Source organism: Streptomyces sp. NPDC031340, assembly GCF_055569945.1.
The window spans coordinates 160,237-176,496 of record NZ_JBVIIE010000011.1 but is presented as its reverse complement, the minus strand read 5'-3'; the positions used below and the strand labels follow the sequence as shown (position 1 = coordinate 176,496).

General features: G+C 72.7%; 10 protein-coding genes. 4 read left to right on the top strand and 6 right to left on the bottom strand.

What is annotated here, in order from left to right:
- Positions 1–290: 290 nt before the first annotated feature.
- Entirely contained in the window at positions 291–5,246 is a 4,956-nt protein-coding gene (locus ACZ5GT_RS11090) for an NAD-glutamate dehydrogenase (RefSeq protein WP_469018881.1), read from the top strand.
- 75 nt (positions 5,247–5,321) lie between these two features.
- On the opposite strand, the gene ACZ5GT_RS11085 is transcribed toward ACZ5GT_RS11090, so the two are convergent.
- Together ACZ5GT_RS11085 and ACZ5GT_RS11080 are read right to left on the bottom strand one after the other, a co-directional pair.
- Positions 5,322–6,176, bottom strand: a complete 855-nt coding sequence (locus tag ACZ5GT_RS11085; RefSeq protein WP_469018878.1) for an ABC transporter ATP-binding protein — start codon at positions 6,174–6,176, stop codon at positions 5,322–5,324.
- Positions 6,169–7,083, bottom strand: a complete 915-nt coding sequence (locus ACZ5GT_RS11080) for an ABC transporter permease (RefSeq protein WP_469018874.1) — start codon at positions 7,081–7,083, stop codon at positions 6,169–6,171. The genes ACZ5GT_RS11085 and ACZ5GT_RS11080 overlap by 8 nt, the downstream gene beginning before the upstream one ends.
- Positions 7,084–7,359: 276 nt before the next feature.
- On the opposite strand from ACZ5GT_RS11080, the gene ACZ5GT_RS11075 reads away from it, so the two are divergent.
- Positions 7,360–7,986 (top strand): TetR/AcrR family transcriptional regulator, encoded by a 627-nt coding sequence (locus ACZ5GT_RS11075; RefSeq protein WP_469018869.1) that lies wholly within the window; start codon positions 7,360–7,362, stop codon positions 7,984–7,986.
- Between the two features lie 27 nt (positions 7,987–8,013).
- On the opposite strand, the gene galE is transcribed toward ACZ5GT_RS11075, so the two are convergent.
- Positions 8,014–8,994: a UDP-glucose 4-epimerase GalE gene (gene galE, locus ACZ5GT_RS11070; RefSeq protein ID WP_469018865.1), complete on the bottom strand. Its 981-nt coding sequence runs from the start codon at positions 8,992–8,994 to the stop codon at positions 8,014–8,016.
- A gap of 287 nt (positions 8,995–9,281) precedes the next feature.
- Here galE and ACZ5GT_RS11065 point away from each other — a divergent pair, with 287 nt between their 5' ends.
- Positions 9,282–11,225 carry a glycosyltransferase family 39 protein gene (locus ACZ5GT_RS11065; protein ID WP_469019012.1) on the top strand — a complete coding sequence of 648 codons (1,944 nt, stop codon included), beginning with the start codon at positions 9,282–9,284 and terminating at the stop codon, positions 11,223–11,225.
- A 46-nt stretch (positions 11,226–11,271) separates the two neighbouring features.
- On the opposite strand, the gene ACZ5GT_RS11060 is transcribed toward ACZ5GT_RS11065, so the two are convergent.
- Complete coding sequence (locus ACZ5GT_RS11060) at positions 11,272–11,766, bottom strand: MarR family winged helix-turn-helix transcriptional regulator (protein WP_469018861.1); 495 nt, start codon at positions 11,764–11,766, stop codon at positions 11,272–11,274.
- A gap of 120 nt (positions 11,767–11,886) precedes the next feature.
- Here ACZ5GT_RS11060 and ACZ5GT_RS11055 point away from each other — a divergent pair, with 120 nt between their 5' ends.
- Positions 11,887–12,300: an organic hydroperoxide resistance protein gene (locus ACZ5GT_RS11055; protein ID WP_469018856.1), complete on the top strand. Its 414-nt coding sequence runs from the start codon at positions 11,887–11,889 to the stop codon at positions 12,298–12,300.
- Positions 12,301–12,352: 52 nt separating this feature from the next.
- Here the strand turns inward: ACZ5GT_RS11055 and ACZ5GT_RS11050 are convergent, their stop codons facing one another.
- Both ACZ5GT_RS11050 and ACZ5GT_RS11045 read right to left on the bottom strand, forming a co-directional pair.
- On the bottom strand, positions 12,353–13,918 hold the full coding sequence (locus tag ACZ5GT_RS11050; RefSeq protein WP_469018851.1) for a hypothetical protein: 1,566 nt from the start codon (positions 13,916–13,918) through the stop codon (positions 12,353–12,355).
- Between the two features lie 79 nt (positions 13,919–13,997).
- A complete protein-coding gene (locus ACZ5GT_RS11045; RefSeq protein WP_469018848.1) occupies positions 13,998–16,259 on the bottom strand; it encodes a bifunctional glycosyltransferase/CDP-glycerol:glycerophosphate glycerophosphotransferase in 2,262 nt (753 codons plus the stop codon).
- Position 16,260: the final 1 nt, after the last annotated feature.

Below are 16,260 nucleotides of genomic sequence, written 5' to 3'. Positions count from 1 at the left end.
GGCGCCCACGGACGACATCCGTGGCCGGGCGGCCTCCGCTGGTCCGCGCGGGCGGGACGGGGGTGCGACAGTCCCCAGGGCGCCGCGCACACCCCGGGAGACGACGCGGCAGAGAGCAGCGTCACACCCGTCGGGAACCTCAACATTGACTCATATCCCCCCGCTCATCTCACCTTGCGGCATAGCGTCGGAGCAGACCGGACACCCCGCGTCGCGGCGTCACGTCACCGGGGAAGAGACCGTACTTCCTTCTACGTCACGCAACGGCGCGCGACAGGAGCCAGAGGACAATGCAGACCAAGCTGGACGAAGCCAAGGCCGAGCTGCTCGAGAGGGCCGCTCGGGTAGCTGAGAACAGCCCGGTCGGGGGGCACCTACCGACCGGGACGACGGAACAGGGCACGCCGGGCACCCCGGACAGTGAGACCGTGCTCGCGTTCCTCCAGCGCTACTACCTGCACACCGCCCCGGAGGACCTCGCCGACCGCGACCCGGTGGACGTCTTCGGAGCCGCCTTCTCGCACTACCGGCTGGCCGAGAACCGCCCCCAGGGCACGGCCAGCGTGCGGGTCCACACCCCGACAGTCGAGGAGAACGGCTGGACCTGCAGCCACTCCGTCGTCGAGGTGGTCACCGACGACATGCCCTTCCTCGTCGACTCCGTCACCAACGAGCTCACCCGGCAGAACCGCGGCATCCACGCGGTGATCCACCCGCAGTTCGTGGTCCGCCGCGACGTCACCGGCAAGCTCATCGAGGTGCTCAGCACGCCGCCGAAGGAGCCCCTGCCGCACGACGCGCACACCGAGTCCTGGATCCACGTCGAGATCGACCGCGAGACCGACCGCTCCGACCTCAAGCAGATCACCTCCGACCTGCTGCGGGTGCTGTCCGACGTCCGCGAGGCCGTCGAGGACTGGGAGAAGATGCGGGACTCCGCGATCCGCATCGCCGAGGAGATGCCCGACGAGCCGGTCCCCGGCGACCTGCCCGCATCGCAGGTCGAGGAGGCCCGTGAGCTGCTGCGCTGGCTGGCCGCCGACCACTTCACCTTCCTCGGCTACCGCGAGTACCAACTGCGCGACGACGACTCGCTGGCCGCCGTGCCCGGCACCGGACTCGGCATACTGCGCTCCGACCCGCACCACTCCGGCGACGACGAACACCCGGTCAGCCCGTCCTTCGAGCGGCTGCCCGCCGACGCGCGCGCCAAGGCCCGCGAGCACAAGCTCCTCGTGCTGACCAAGGCCAACAGCCGTGCCACCGTGCACCGGCCGTCGTACCTGGACTACATCGGCGTCAAGAAGTTCGACGCGGACGGCAACGTGGTCGGCGAGCGCCGCTTCCTGGGGCTGTTCTCCTCCGCCGCGTACACCGAGTCGGTGCGCCGGGTCCCGGTCATCCGCCGCAAGGTCGAGGACGTCCTGCAGCGCGCCGGCTTCTCGCCCCACAGCCACGACGGCCGCGACCTGCTGCAGATCCTGGAGACGTACCCGCGCGACGAGCTCTTCCAGACGCCGGCCGACGAACTGCAGGCCATCGTCACCTCCGTCCTGTACCTGCAGGAGCGCCGACGGCTGCGCCTGTACCTGCGCCAGGACGAGTACGGCCGCTACTACTCCGCCCTCGTCTACCTCCCGCGCGACCGCTACACCACCGGCGTGCGCCTGCGGATCATCGACATCCTCAAGGAGGAGCTGGGCGGCGTCAGCGTCGACTTCACCGCCTGGAACACCGAGTCGATCCTGTCCCGGCTGCACTTCGTCGTCCGCGTGCCGCAGGGCACCGAGCTGCCGGAGCTGTCCGACGCCGACCGGGAGCGCATCGAGGTCCGCCTGGTCGAGGCCGCCCGCTCCTGGGCCGACGGCTTCGCCGAAGCGCTCACCGCCGAGCTGGGCGAGGAGCGGGCGGCCGAGCTGCTGCGCCGCTACCACAACGCCTTCCCCGAGGGCTACAAGGCCGACCACACCCCGCGCGCCGCGGTCGCCGACCTGGTCAACATCGAGCAGCTCAGCGACTCCCACGACAAGGGCGGCAAGGACTTCGCGCTCAGCCTCTACGAGCCGGTGGGCGCCGCCCCCGACGAGCGCCGGTTCAAGATCTACCGCAAGGGCGGCGCCATCTCGCTGTCCGCGGTGCTCCCGGTGCTCAGCCAGCTCGGCGTCGAGGTGATCGACGAGCGGCCGTACGAACTGCGCTGCTCCGACCGCAGTGTCGCGTGGATCTACGACTTCGGCCTGCGCATGCCCAAGGCGCAGGTCGGCGGCGGCGACTACGCCGGCGACGACGCCCGCGGGCGCTTCCAGGAGGCCTTCGCCGCCGCCTGGACCGGCCGGGCGGAGAACGACGGCTTCAACGCCCTCGTGCTGAGCGCCGGCCTGACCTGGCGGCAGGCGATGGTGCTGCGGGCGTACGCGAAGTACCTGCGGCAGGCCGGTTCCACCTTCAGCCAGGACTACATGGAGGACACCCTCCGCAACAACGTCCACACCACCCGGCTGCTGGTCTCCCTGTTCGAGGCGCGGATGTCGCCGGACCGGCAGCGCGCCGGGCTCGAGATCGTCGACGCCCTCCTCGAGGAGGTCGACGCCGCCCTCGACCAGGTCGCCAGCCTGGACGAGGACCGCATCCTGCGGTCCTTCCTGACCGTCATCAAGGCGACCCTCAGGACGAACTTCTTCCAGCGGGCGACCGGCGGCAAGCCGCACGACTACGTCTCCATGAAGTTCGACCCGCAGGCGATCCCCGATCTGCCGGCCCCCCGCCCGGCGTTCGAGATCTGGGTGTACTCGCCACGCGTCGAGGGCGTGCACCTGCGCTTCGGCAAGGTCGCCCGAGGCGGTCTGCGCTGGTCCGACCGGCGTGAGGACTTCCGCACCGAGATCCTCGGCCTGGTCAAGGCGCAGATGGTGAAGAACACCGTCATCGTGCCGGTCGGCGCCAAGGGCGGCTTCGTCGCCAAGCAGCTGCCCGACCCGGGCGTCGACCGGGACGCGTGGCTGGCCGAGGGCATCGCCAGCTACAAGACCTTCATCTCGGCGCTGCTCGACATCACCGACAACATGGTCGCCGGAGAGGTGGTTCCGCCGCAGGACGTCGTCCGGCACGACGAGGACGACACCTACCTGGTGGTCGCCGCCGACAAGGGCACCGCGACGTTCTCCGACATCGCCAACGAGGTCGCCCAGTCGTACAACTTCTGGCTCGGCGACGCCTTCGCCTCCGGCGGCTCCGCGGGCTACGACCACAAGGGCATGGGCATCACGGCCCGCGGCGCCTGGGAGTCGGTCAAGCGGCACTTCCGCGAACTCGGCGTCGACACACAGACCGAGGACTTCACGGTCGTCGGCATCGGCGACATGTCCGGCGACGTTTTCGGCAACGGCATGCTGCTGAGCGAGCACATCCGCCTGGTGGCCGCCTTCGACCACCGGCACATCTTCATCGACCCCGAGCCGGACGCGGCCGTCTCCTACGCCGAACGCCGCCGCCTCTTCGAGCTCCCGCGCTCCAGCTGGGCCGACTACGACACCGCGCTCATCTCCGCCGGCGGCGGCGTGTTCCCGCGCACCGCCAAGGCCATCCCGATCGGCGGCCACATCCGCGAGGCCCTCGGCATCGAGGGCAAGGTCACCAAGATGACCCCGGCCGACCTGATGAAGGCCATCCTCCAGGCGCCGGTGGACCTGCTGTGGAACGGCGGCATCGGCACGTACGTCAAGGCGTCCACCGAGACGCACGCCGACGTCGGCGACAAGGCCAACGACGCGATCCGGGTGGACGGCGCCGACCTCCAGGTCAAGGTCGTCGGCGAGGGCGGCAACCTGGGCCTGACCCAGCTCGGCCGGATCGAGTTCGCCCTGCACGGCGGCAAGATCAACACCGACGCCATCGACAACAGCGCGGGCGTGGACACCTCCGACCACGAGGTGAACATCAAGATCCTGCTCAACGGCCTGGTCACGGACGGCGACATGACCGTCAAGCAGCGCAACAAGCTGCTCGCCGAGATGACCGACGAGGTCGGCGGCCTGGTGCTGCGCAACAACTACGCGCAGAACACGGCCATCGCCAACGCGCTCGCCCAGTCCAAGGACATGCTCCACGCGCAGCAGCGCTTCATGCGGCACCTGGTGCGCGAGGGCCACCTCGACCGGGCGCTGGAGTTCCTGCCGACCGACCGGCAGATCCGCGAGCGCCTCGGCTCCGGTCAGGGCCTGACCGGCCCGGAGACCGCCGTCCTGCTGGCGTACACGAAGATCACGGTCGCGGAGGAGCTGCTGCACACCTCGCTGCCGGACGACCCGTACCTGCGCGGCCTGCTGCACGCCTACTTCCCGACCGCGCTGCGCGAGCAGTTCACCGACCGCATCGACGGTCACCCGCTGCGCCGCGAGATCACCACCACCGTGCTGGTCAACGACACGGTCAACACGGGCGGTACGACGTATCTGCACCGGCTGCGCGAGGAGACCGGCGCCTCCCTGGAGGAGATCGTCCGGGCGCAGACCGTGGCCCGCGCGATCTTCCGCTCGGCGCCGGTGTGGGACGCGGTGGAGTCCCTGGACAACCGGGTCGAGGCGGGCGTCCAGACCCGTATCCGCCTGCACTCGCGCCGTCTGGTCGAGCGCGGCACGCGCTGGCTGCTGAACAACCGGCCGCAGCCGCTGCAGCTCGCCGAGACGGTGGACTTCTTCGCCGAGCGCGTCGAGCAGGTGTGGCAGCAGCTGCCGAAGCTGCTGCGCGGCGTGGACCTGGACTGGTGGCAGCAGATCTACGACGAGCTGACCGGCGCCGGCGTCCCGGACGAAGCGGCCACCCGCGTGGCCGGGTTCTCCTCCGCCTTCCCGGCGCTGGACATCGTCTCGGTGGCCGACCGCATGGGCAAGGAGCCGCTGGACGTCGCCGACGTGTACTACGACCTCGCCGACCGTCTGCACATCACCCGGCTGATGGACCGCATCATCGAGCTCCCGCGCGCCGATCGCTGGCAGTCCATGGCCCGTGCGTCCATCCGCGAGGACCTGTACGCGGCCCACGCGGCCCTGACCGCGGACGTGCTCGCCGTCGGCAACGGAACCTCGACTCCCGAGCAGCGCTTCGTGGCCTGGGAGGAGAAGAACGCGGCGATCCTGGGGCGGGCGCGCACCACGCTGGAGGAGATCCGCAGCTCGGAGACGTTCGACCTGGCCAACCTGTCGGTGGCGATGCGCACGATGCGGACGCTGCTGCGCACGCACTCGTAGGCGGCGAAGCCAGAGCGCCCCGGACCGCAGTGGTCCGGGGCGCTTTTGCCTGGGGGAGGCCGGGCCTGGGGGAGGTCAGGCCGGCACGGTCGTCTGCGGTGCCTTCGGCTTGGGCTTGGCCTTCTTCGCCGCCGCCTTGTCGCTCTTGTCGCCGGTGAAGGCCTCGTACTCCTTCAGGACGTCCTCGGTCGGGCCGTCCATGCGCAGCTCGCCGCGCTCCAGCCACAGCACGCGGTCGCAGGTGTCGCGGATGGACTTGTTGTTGTGGCTGACGAGGAAGACCGTGCCCGCCTGCTCGCGCAGCGCGCGGATCCGCGCCTCGGAACGCTTGCGGAAGGCCGCGTCGCCGGTGGCCAGCGCCTCGTCGATGAGCAGCACGTCGTGGTCCTTGGCGGCGGCGATGGAGAAACGCAGCCGGGCCGCCATGCCGGAGGAGTAGGTGCGCATCGGCAGGGTGATGAAGTCGCCCTTGTCGTTGATGCCGGAGAAGTCGACGATCTCCTGGTAGCGCTCCTTGACCTGCTCGCGGGACATGCCCATGGCGAGACCGCCGAGGAAGACGTTGCGCTCGCCGGTCAGGTCGTTCATCAGCGCCGCGTTGACGCCGAGCAGGGAGGGCTGGCCGTCGGTGAAGATGCGGCCGTTCTCCACGGGGAGCAGCCCGGCGACGGCCTTGAGGAGGGTCGACTTGCCGGAGCCGTTGGTGCCGATCAGGCCGATCGCCTCGCCCCGGTAGGCGACGAAGGACACGTTCTTGACCGCGTGCACCTTGCGCACGCCCGACGCCTTCTCGGCCTGCTTGCGGCGCAGCATGCGGTTGAGGGCGGCGGTCGCGGAGCCGCGTCCGGCGCCGGTGCCGTTGACGCGGTAGACGATGTCGACGCCGTCGGCGACGACGGTGGGGACCGTCTCGTTGGTGTGCTCAGCCACGGCCGTAGGTCTCCTCAGCCTTCCAGAAGTAGATGAAGCCGCCGACCCCGGCGAGCAGGGCCCAGCCCAGCGCGATCAGCCACACGTGCGGCGGCAGCTGGCTCGAGTGGAAGCTGTCGATCAGCGCGAAGCGCATCAGGTCGATGTAGACGGCGGCCGGGTTGGCCTGCAGCGCGACGGTCACCGCGTGCGGCAGGTGGTCGCGGCTGGTCAGCTTGTCGATGCTCCACATGACGCCCGAGACGTACATCCAGGTGCGCAGCACGAACGGCATCAGCTGCGCGATGTCCGGCGTCTTCGCCCCCATCCGGGCCATGATCATCGCCATGCCGGCGTTGAACGTGAACTGCAGCAGCAGCGCCGGGACCGCGAGCAGCCAGGAGGCGGCGACCGGCACGCCGAAGAACAGCAGGATGACGACCAGGGCGCACATCGAGAACAGCAGTTGCTGGAGCTGCTGGAGGCAGAAGGAGATCGGCAGCGCGGCCCTCGGGAAGTGCAGCGCGCGGACGAGGCCGAGGTTGCCGGAGATCGCGCGGGTGCCCGAAAGGATCGAGCTCTGCGTGAACGTCCAGACGAACACGCCCGTCACCAGGAACGGGATGTAGTCCGGCACGCCCCGCTTGGTGCCCAGCAGGATGCCGAAGATGAAGTAGTAGACCGCCGCGTTCAGCAGCGGGGTCATCACCTGCCAGACCTGGCCCAGCTTCGCCTGGCTGTACTGGGAGGTGAGCTTGGCGGTCGAGAAGGCGGCGATGAAGTGGCGCCGGGCCCACAGCCGGCGGACGTAGTCGGGCAGCGAGGGGCGGGCGCCGCTGACCGAGAGGCCGTGGCGGGCGGCGAGGGCCGCGAGGTCGCCGTCGGCGGAGGCCGACGTCGGGGGCGGTGTGTGGAGGACCTGGCTCACATCCGCTGCTTTCGCTCGGGGGGAGGGGGGTTGCGCCGGGGGTGCCGTGCGGTGGTGCCGCGGACGCCGTGTCCCGCCACCCGGCGTTTCCTTACGCTTCTCTTCACGTTTTCTTACGTCGGGACGGGACCGTATCGTCGCAACGTGAGCGTAGGCCGAGTTGGCGTCGGGACGCAACCGTTTCGTCGTGACGTGCGGCGTCGGGACGGGCCCGTTTCGTCGTGACGTATTGCGTGGGGACGGGACCGTATCGTCGCAACGCCCTATGCTGGTCGCATGACGACGAACGCCGACGAACCCCGGACGGGGACGCGCCGCCGGGCCCCCGCCGGAGCGGCCGTGCTCCGGGAGGACGTGACGGAAGCCATCCGGGCGGCCGTCTTCGAGGAGCTCGCGGCCGTCGGCTACGCGCGGATGTCCATCGAGGGGATCGCGCGCCGCGCGGGCGTCGGCAAGACGGCCGTGTACCGCCGCTGGCGCTCCAAACTGCACCTGGTGCTCGACGTGGTATCGGCGCTCGCGGTGCAGGGTCTGCCGGTGCCCGACACCGGCACCCTGGAGGGCGACCTGCGCCTGCTGTACGAGTTCACCTCCCGCGCCCTGCGCCACCCCGTGGCCTCGCAGATCATCCCCGATCTCCAGGCGGAGGCGGCCCGCAACCCCGACATCGCCGAGGCGATGCAGAAGGCGCTGCGCGAGGGGCAGGAGGGCGTCGCCAGCAAGATCGTCCTGGCGGCGCAGCGGCGGGGCGAGATCGGCCCGGGCTTCGACGAGGACCTGGCGCTCGACCTGATCTCGGGCCCCCTCTACTGGCGCTCCGTGGTGATCCGCGGCCCCAAGTTGCCGAAGGGATACCTGGACGCCCTGGCCCGAGCCACCGCGCAGGCGCTCAAGGCCCTGTGAGGGACGGCCTGCGATGAGGGGTCGTCCCTAGCCCCGCGCCGCCTCCGGGTGCAGGCGCAGCCAGCCTGCCCAGGCCGAGGTGATCATGTCCTGGACGTCGTGCCTGGCCTTCCAGGCCAGTTCGGTGGCGGCGCGGGCGGCGGAGGCGACGACGCGGGCCGGGTCGCCGGGGCGTCGCGCGGTGACCGTCGGGGGGCGGTCGTGGCCGGTGACGGCGTTGATGCGGTCGATCATCTCGCGCACGGAGACGCCCTCGCCGCGGCCGATGTTGAGGGTGAGGTCGCGGCCCGGCGACGCCGCCAGGGCGCGGGCGGCGGCCACGTGGGCCTCGGCCACGTCCACCACGTGGATGTAGTCGCGGACGCAGGTGCCGTCGGGGGTCGGATAGTCGTCGCCGAAGATGTGCGGCGGCGCGTTCTGCGTGAGCTTCTCGAACACCATCGGGATCAGGTTGTGGACGCCGGTGTCCGCCAGGTGCGGGGTGGCCGCGCCCGCCACGTTGAAGTAGCGCAGGCAGGCGGTGGACAGGCCGGTCGCCCGGCCCGTCGCCCGCACCAGCCACTCCCCGGCCAGCTTGGTCTCGCCGTACGGCGACAGGGGCGCGCAGGGCGTGTCCTCGGTGACCAGCTCCACGTCCGGCATGCCGTAGACCGCGGCGGAGGACGAGAAGACGAAGGAGGGGACACCGGCCGCCGTGACCGCCTCCAGCAGGACACGCAGGCCCTCGACGTTCTCCCGGTAGTAGTGCAGGGGCCGCGCCACCGACTCGCCCACCTGCTTCTTCGCCGCGAGGTGGACGACGCCGGTCACCGTGTGGTCGGCGAGCGCGCGCGCCACGCGCTCGGCGTCCAGGGTGGAGCCCACGACCAGCGGCACGCCCTCCGGCACCCGCGCGGCGTCGCCCGTCGACAGGTCGTCGTAGACCACGGCGCCGCCGCCCGCCTCGGTCATCGCCCGTACGACGTGCGCCCCGATGTAACCGGCGCCGCCGGTGATCAGCCAGGTCATGTGCGGCCGTCCCCTCGTTCCTGCCCTCGTGTGCCGCGTATCAGTGAAGCAGGCACCCGGTGGAGCGGGCCGCACGGCGGAGCGGGCCACGCGGACTTTCCGGCGTACGGGTGCCATCGGACCGTCAATCTCCGTTGACCGCCCGCCCACGGCACACAATCGGCTGCGTGGACAGCGAGGACGGCATGGACGGCGTGGGCAGCAAGGGCGGCGAGGGCACGGAGCGGGCGACGGGCCGGTGGTGGGTGCGGCCGGACGTCGTGGCGGTGGCGGTGCCCACGGCCGTGATGCTCGTCATCGGTCTGTGGGGCCTGGACCGCGGCGGCATGTGGGGCGACGAGGGCGTCACCTTCCTGGTCGGGCAGCGCTCGCTGCCGCAGATCTGGCGGTTCCTGCACGGCATGGACGCGGTGCACGGCCTGTACTACCTGTTCATGCACGCCGTCCTGGCCGTCCGTCCCGACGAGGTCGTGCTGCGTCTGCCGTCCGTGTGCGCGGCGGCCGCGACGGCCGGTCTGGTCGCGGCCCTCGGCGTCCGGCTGGCCCGCCCGCGGGTCGGGCTGTGGGCCGGTCTGCTGTACGCGGCCACCCCGATGGCCGGCCACTACGCGCAGGAGGGACGCTCGTACGCGCTCGTCGCTGCGGGCGTGGCCGCGGCGACGCTGCTGCTGGTGCGGGCGCTGGAGGAGCGGCCGCCGCGGTGGTGGCCGTACGGAATCGTCGTCGCCGTGACCTGTCTGCTGCACGAGTTGGCCGTGCTGGCCCTGTGCGCGCACGCCGTGACGCTGGCGCTGTTGCGGGTGCCGGGGCGGGTGTGGGCCGGCTGGGGGCGCGCGGCCGGCGCGGCGGGGCTGGTTCTGTTACCGCTGGTCTGGGCGTCGCGGCGGCAGTCGGCACAGGTGGCGTGGCTGGTGGTGCCGGGGTGGGAACAGGCCGGGCGGCTGGTGCGGGACTTCGCCGTCGCCCCGCAGGGCCTGGCGTTCTGGGCTGCGGTGCTGCTGATGGCGGCGGGGCTGGGCGCGGGCAGGACGGGAGCGGTCGCGGGTCCGTTGCTGTTGGTGCCGCCGGGCGTCCTGATGGTCCTCTCCCAGGTGCGGCCGCTGTACCACGAGCGGTACGTGCTCTACGCGCTCGCGGGCGCGTCGCTGCTGACGGCCGCCGGCGCGGACCGGTGCGCGCGGGCCATGGAGCGCCCACGACCGCCTCATCCGCGCCCGGCGCAGGCGTCGTACTCGCCGCCTCCGGTGCACACGCCGTACCCGCCGCGTCCGGTGCACGCGCCGTACCCGCCGCCTCGGGGGCACGCGTCGTACCCGCCGCCGCCTCCGGCGTACCCGCCGCGCCCGGTGCGCGGGACGGCGCAGCCGTCGTCCCCGCCTCCGGGCCCGGGCCCGACGTCGGGTACAGGCGCGTCGCCATCGCCCACGCGACCGTCGTCCGCGCGACCGTCGTCCGCGCTACCGGGTACGGGCGCGCCGTCGTCGTCCGCGCAGCCGCGCCCGCCCGCGCCGCGCCCGCCCGCGCCGCGCCCGCCCGCGCCGCGCGGGGCCGCGCGGTCGCGGGGCGCCCTGGCCGGGGTCGTCGCGGTCGCCGTCGTCTTCATGTACCACCTGCCCCTGTACCGGCACGACCGGTCCGCCGCACAGCGTCCCGAGAATCTCGCCGCCGTCGCCGCCCTCGCCGCCCGTGAGATCCGCCCCGGCGACCCGGTGCTGTTCGTGCCGTCGGTCTGGCGGCTGACGGCGCTGGCATACCCGCAGGGTTTCCGCGGGGCCCGCGACATCGCCCTGCTGGAGTCCGGGCCCAGGTCCGGGACGCTGAGCGGACGCGAGACCACGCCCGAGCAACTGCGCCAACGCCTCGCCTCGGCGGACCGCGTCTGGGTGCTCGCCGAGTCGCGTCTGCTGCAGACGCCCGCCGACCCGGGCGACCCGACCGAGCGCGCCAAGCTCGCGCTGGTCGGCGAGCAGTTCGAGCCCCAGGACCAGTACGTCAGCGGCCGCATCACCCTCCGCCTCTACGTGCGCCGCCCCGCCACCACAGCCACGCCGGACACGCCGACAGCCACGCCGGACACGACAGCCACGCCGGGCATGACGCCCACGCCGGGCACGACAGCCACGCCGGGAGCCACCCCGGACATGACAGCCACGCCGGGCGCCACGCCAGGCATGACAGCCACGCCGGGCACGACGCCCACGCCAGGCATGACAGCAACGCCGGGCATGTGAACCGCCGCCGCCGCCACCGCCACCGCCGCCACGGGCGCCGCCGGCGCTACCGGCGTTCCGCCTGCGCCCCCTGCTCGTCCTGCGCCCCCTGCGCCGCGGCCCTGTCCAGCGCGGCGGTGAGCCGGTCCAGGCGGAGGCGCAGGTCGCCGATCTCGTCGAGGTCGAGGCCGGTGGACTCCGCGATCCGGCGCGGCACCTCCAGCGCGCGCTCGCGCAGCGCGGCCCCCTCGTCGGTCAGCCGCACCTCCACCGAGCGCTCGTCGCGGACGCTGCGCTCGCGCCGGACGAGGCCGGCCGCCTCCAGACGCTTGAGCAGCGGGGACAGGGTGCCGGAGTCGAGGCGCAGGTGTTCGCCCAGCCGCTTCACGGGCAGTTCGCCGTGCTCCCACAGCACCATCATCACCAGGTACTGCGGGTAGGTGAGCCCGAGGTCCTTGAGCACCACGCGGTAGACGCCGTTGAAGGCGCGCGAGGCGGCGTGCAGGGAGAAGCAGACCTGCTGGTCGAGGCGGAGCCAGTCGGTGGCGGGAGTGGTGGCCATGCTCCGAGGATAGCCCTCCTCGCCATTCAGTTGCGCACAATTCAATTGCGTGCTCTACTTGTGGTCGTGAGGCGGCCGCAGCGAGGCCGCCGGTACGTGACTCGAGAGGGATGGTCTTCCATGGACGCGCTCTACACCGCCGTCGCCACCGCCACCCACGGCCGCGAAGGCCGTGCCGTCAGCTCCGACGGCAAGATCGACCTCCCGCTGTCGTTCCCGGTGGAGATGGGCGGCAACGGTCAGGGCACCAACCCCGAGCAGCTGTTCGCCGCCGGTTACGCCGCCTGTTTCGGCAGCGCCCTCGGTCTCGTCGGCCGCCAGGCCAAGGTCGACGTCACCGACGCCGCCGTCACCGCCGAGGTCGGCATCGGCAAGCAGGGCGAGGGCTTCGGCCTGAAGGTGACGCTCCGCGTCGAACTGCCCGACGGCCTGGACGAGGAGACCGGCCGCAAGCTGGTCGAGCAGGCCCACCAGGTCTGCCCGTACTCCAACGCCACCCGCGGCAACATCGACGTCGACCTCGTCATCGAGTGACGATCGGCTGACGGCCGCGAGGTGATCGGCTGACGCCGGAGGGGGCGGGCCCTCACCTCCCCGCCCCGACCCGTGCCAGCACCTCCCCGGTCCGCCGGCTCCGCGCCACCACCACCGCCTCCGCGGGCACCGGCCGGCCGCGCGTCAGCAGCAGCCAGCGCACGTGGTAGCGGCGGACCAGGGCGGCCCGCCGGGCGGGGGTCGCGTCGGGGGCGAAGTAGGCGCGGACGTCGGCACTGCGGCGTCCGCGCTCCCGCTCGTCCAGCGCGGGGTCCGGCCAGATCGGCGCGGCGAGGTTCGGGCCGTACCCGGCGATGAGGTGCGAGGCGGTGTAGTCGTCGGTGAGCACCACCTCGCCGCGCCCGATGTACCGCGCCGCCCAGCCGTACGTCGGCCAGCGTGGCGGCTGCTCGAACCCCACGGGGTCCAGCGCGCGCGGCACCACCGCGCCGGCGTGCACGGTGAAGAACCCCACGCACGCCCACACCGCCGCCGTCGCCCCCAGCACCTTCCGCGCCGTCCCCCACGGCCGGGGCGCCGCCAGTTCCACCGCGAGCGCGAACTGCAGCGGCACCAGCGCCGCCCACAACGCCCGCGCGTACGTGTAGTGCCCGCTCACCCAGCCGTACGCCAGCACCAGGCACCCCAGCGCGAACATCAGCACCAGCGGATCACGCGCCGAGTGCCGGGCCCGCCACCACAGCGCGGGCGCCCCGATCAGCGCCAGCCACGAGTTGCCCGCCAGGTGCTCGTACAGCCGCCGGTGCATCCCGTCCATGCCCGTGTCGCCGCTCAGCGACAGCACGTCGTAGTACGGCCACACCAGCGCGAGAGCCAGCGCCGACGCGGCCGCCAGCGCCCACCGGGCCGCGACCGGCGCCCGCCAGTCGCGCTGCCGCGCCGCCACGACCGCCACCGCGCCGGTCGCCGCGGAGACGGCCGTGACCGGATGGATCAGCAGGATCAGGCCGTACAGGGCGCCGATCCCGGCGTAGCCCCACCAGCCGCCGAGGCCGCTCGGACCGACGTAGCGGACCGGCGCCCCCCGCTCGCAGGCGCGCCGGCCGGTCAGCGCCCACGCCCAGAACGTCAGCCCGATCGCGAACGCCGACGGATAGCTGATGTTCGTCGTCATCGACATCAGGCCCAGATAGCCGCTCCACAGGATCCGCTCGGTGCCCCACAGCAGCGTCATCGCGGGCAGCGCCAGCACCGGAGCCCACGGGCGGGGCGTGAGCACCCGCACGAAACGGCCGACCCCGGTCAGCAGCACCGCCAGGTGCAGCGGACCCGCGAGCCGCAGGACCGCCCACCCGGACAGCCCCGTCAGCCGGGCGAACACGCCCTGCGCGACGGCGTACGGGCCGTAGTACGGGCTGCCCGTGCCCGGCAGGTCCGCCATCGAGTGGGCGGGGTGCAGCAGGTCGGCCCGCAGCCGCTCGACGACCGCCGCGTGCTGGCCGGCGTCGCAGCACAGCGGGATCCGCCAGAACGCCAGCGTCATCACCAGCCAGAACAGGCCGCCGAAGACCTGGTACGGGCTCGGCCGCCGGAGCCGGCCGACGGGCAGCGCCGTCGCGCCGCGCAGGGTCCGCCGGACGAGGACGCCGGCGCTCACAGGGCGGCCGGCCGGGCGAAGGTCTTGGGCATGGGCCGTATGTTTCCCGCCGGAAGCGACACCGTGGCCGTCCGTCACCTCAACGGGTGAGACGGTGTGTCGGGACCTCCCGGTCGCCTCCGGTGGCTGGGGCGGGGGCGGGGGCGGGGACGACGGGGGACGGCTCCGCGCCGGGCATCGGCTCGCCCAGCATCAGCGTCCGCACCACCCGCTCGGCGGCCCGGCCGTCGTCGAACTCGCAGAACCGCTCCCGGAACGCCGCCCGCAGCTTCGCCGACTCCTCGTCCCGCCAGCCGCCCGACGCCAGCAGCCACGCCAGCTCCCGGTAGGAGCGCGACACATGGCCCGGCGGCTCGGCCGTGACATCGAAGTAGACGCCCCGGCTCGCCGTGTACGCGCCCCAGTCGTCGGCGTGCACCACGATCGGCCGGTCCAGGTTGGCGTAGTCGAACATCAGCGCGGAGTAGTCGGTGACCAGCACGTCGGAGGCGAGCATCACGTCCTCGACGTGCGGCTCGTCCGTCGCGTCCACCACCACCCCCCGCCGGTGCAGGTCGGCCAGGCCCAGGCCGCGCGCGATGCCCGCGGCGAGCGAGGGGTGCAGCCGCACCACCAGGGTGTGGCCGGGGCCCAGATCGGCGGCGAACCGGGCCAGGTCGATCCGGTCCACATGGCCGCCGCGCCGGTACTCCCGCCGGGTCGGCGCGTACAGCACGACCGTGTCGCCGTCGGGGATGCCGAGCCGCGCGCGGACCGCACGGCCGCGTTCCGGATCGGGGGAGACCAGGACGTCGTTGCGCGGGCTGCCGGTGCGCAGCGAGGTGAAGTGACAGGGGTAGGCCCGCTCCCACGCCAGCTCGGAGTGGCGGTTGGCGACCAGGCTGTAGTCCCAGCGGTCGGCGCGGCGCAGCATCTGCGGCACGCTGAAACCGTGCCGGGCGCCGGGCTTGTCCAGCAGGTCGGCGCCCATGAACTTCAGCGGAGTGCCCTGGTGGGTGTGGACGTGGACGCTGCCGGGCCGCTTGACCAGGCTGCCCGGCCAGTTGACGTTGTTCACCCAGTAGGTGGCCCGCGCCATGACCGCGTGGTAGCGAGCCGAGCCCGGCGTCACGTACTCGATGCCCGGCGGCAGCGTCTCCACCGCGTCCTCCCGCACCACCCACACCCCGCGGATGTGCGGGGCCAGCTCGCGGGCCTTGGCGTGGATCGCCGCCGGGTCGCCGGACACCCCCCGGTGGTGGTCGGAGGAGTAGACGGCCAGGTGCGGATCGAGGGGCAGCCGCGACCCGGCCCGGTACAGGACCCGCCGGGAGCGCGCCGAGACGGTCCGCGCCGTGCGCCCCGCCGCCTTCCCGGCGAGGGCGCGCGCCCCGCGCACGCCCCGCAGCGCCGCGTACGCCGGGTAGGGCGAGGACGCCAGCAGCCGCATCTCGGTGCCGCGCGGGCCGTCCGGCGGGGTGAAGCCCGCCGGGAGGTGCCGGCGGTGGAAGGAACGGATCTCGCGGTGGAAGGCGGCCCGGTGACCGGGCGTCACCCGGTCCTCGCGGGCCAGCACGTACAGCATGTGGTCCAGCGCCCGCTCGAACAGCAGTGGCCACGCCCAGGCCAGGTCCGCGCGCTCCTCCAGGAACGCGAACAGGCCCTCGTACTGGGCGAAGATGTCGAAGTGGCGGCGCCCCGGCGTCTTGGTGATCGCCCCCTGCCGGCGCTGCCGGTACTCGACGCCGATCCGGTTCAGGCAGGCGATGCGCTCCGCGAGGACCATCGACCGGTAGGTGACCGGCGCGTCCTCGTAGAGGCCGGGCGCGTACCGCAGCCCGTGCCCCTGGAAGAACGCGCGCCGGTAGGCCTTGTTCCAGGCCACCAGGAACAGGTGCACGTACTCGGGGCTGTCGCGCAGGCTGAAGGTGTCCGGGCCCGCAGCCTGGAGCAGGGCGGCGGAGTCGCTGCGCCCGCCGCGCCCCCACCAGTGCGTGCGGACGTGGTCGAAGACCAGGATGTCGGGGTCGCCGGCCGACTCCAGCCGGCCGGCGACGGCGGCCAGCAGGCCCGGCGTGTAGGCGTCGTCGCTGTCGAGGAAGAGGACGTAGTCGCCGCCCGCCCGCTCCAGGCCGGCGTTGCGGGCCCGGCCGAGACCGACGTTCTCCGGCAGGTGCAGCACCCGCACCCGAGGGTCGCGCGCGGCGTACTCGTCGAGGATCGCGCCGCAGCCGTCGGGCGAGCGGTCGTCGACGGCGACCACCTCGAAGTCGCCGTACGACTGCCCGAGCACCGAGTCGAGGCACTCGCGCAGGTAGCCCTGCACCTTGTAGACGGGGACGATGATGCTGAAGCGGGGCACG

Coding starts and splice junctions, on each gene's coding strand:
- ACZ5GT_RS11055 (WP_469018856.1), top strand. CDS start 11,887: ATGGACGCGCTCTACACCGCCGTCGCCACCGCCACCCACGGCCGCGAA.
- ACZ5GT_RS11075 (WP_469018869.1), top strand. CDS start 7,360: ATGACGACGAACGCCGACGAACCCCGGACGGGGACGCGCCGCCGGGCC.
- galE (WP_469018865.1), bottom strand. CDS start 8,994: ATGACCTGGCTGATCACCGGCGGCGCCGGTTACATCGGGGCGCACGTC.
- ACZ5GT_RS11065 (WP_469019012.1), top strand. CDS start 9,282: ATGCTCGTCATCGGTCTGTGGGGCCTGGACCGCGGCGGCATGTGGGGC.
- ACZ5GT_RS11090 (WP_469018881.1), top strand. CDS start 291: ATGCAGACCAAGCTGGACGAAGCCAAGGCCGAGCTGCTCGAGAGGGCC.
- ACZ5GT_RS11060 (WP_469018861.1), bottom strand. CDS start 11,766: ATGGCCACCACTCCCGCCACCGACTGGCTCCGCCTCGACCAGCAGGTC.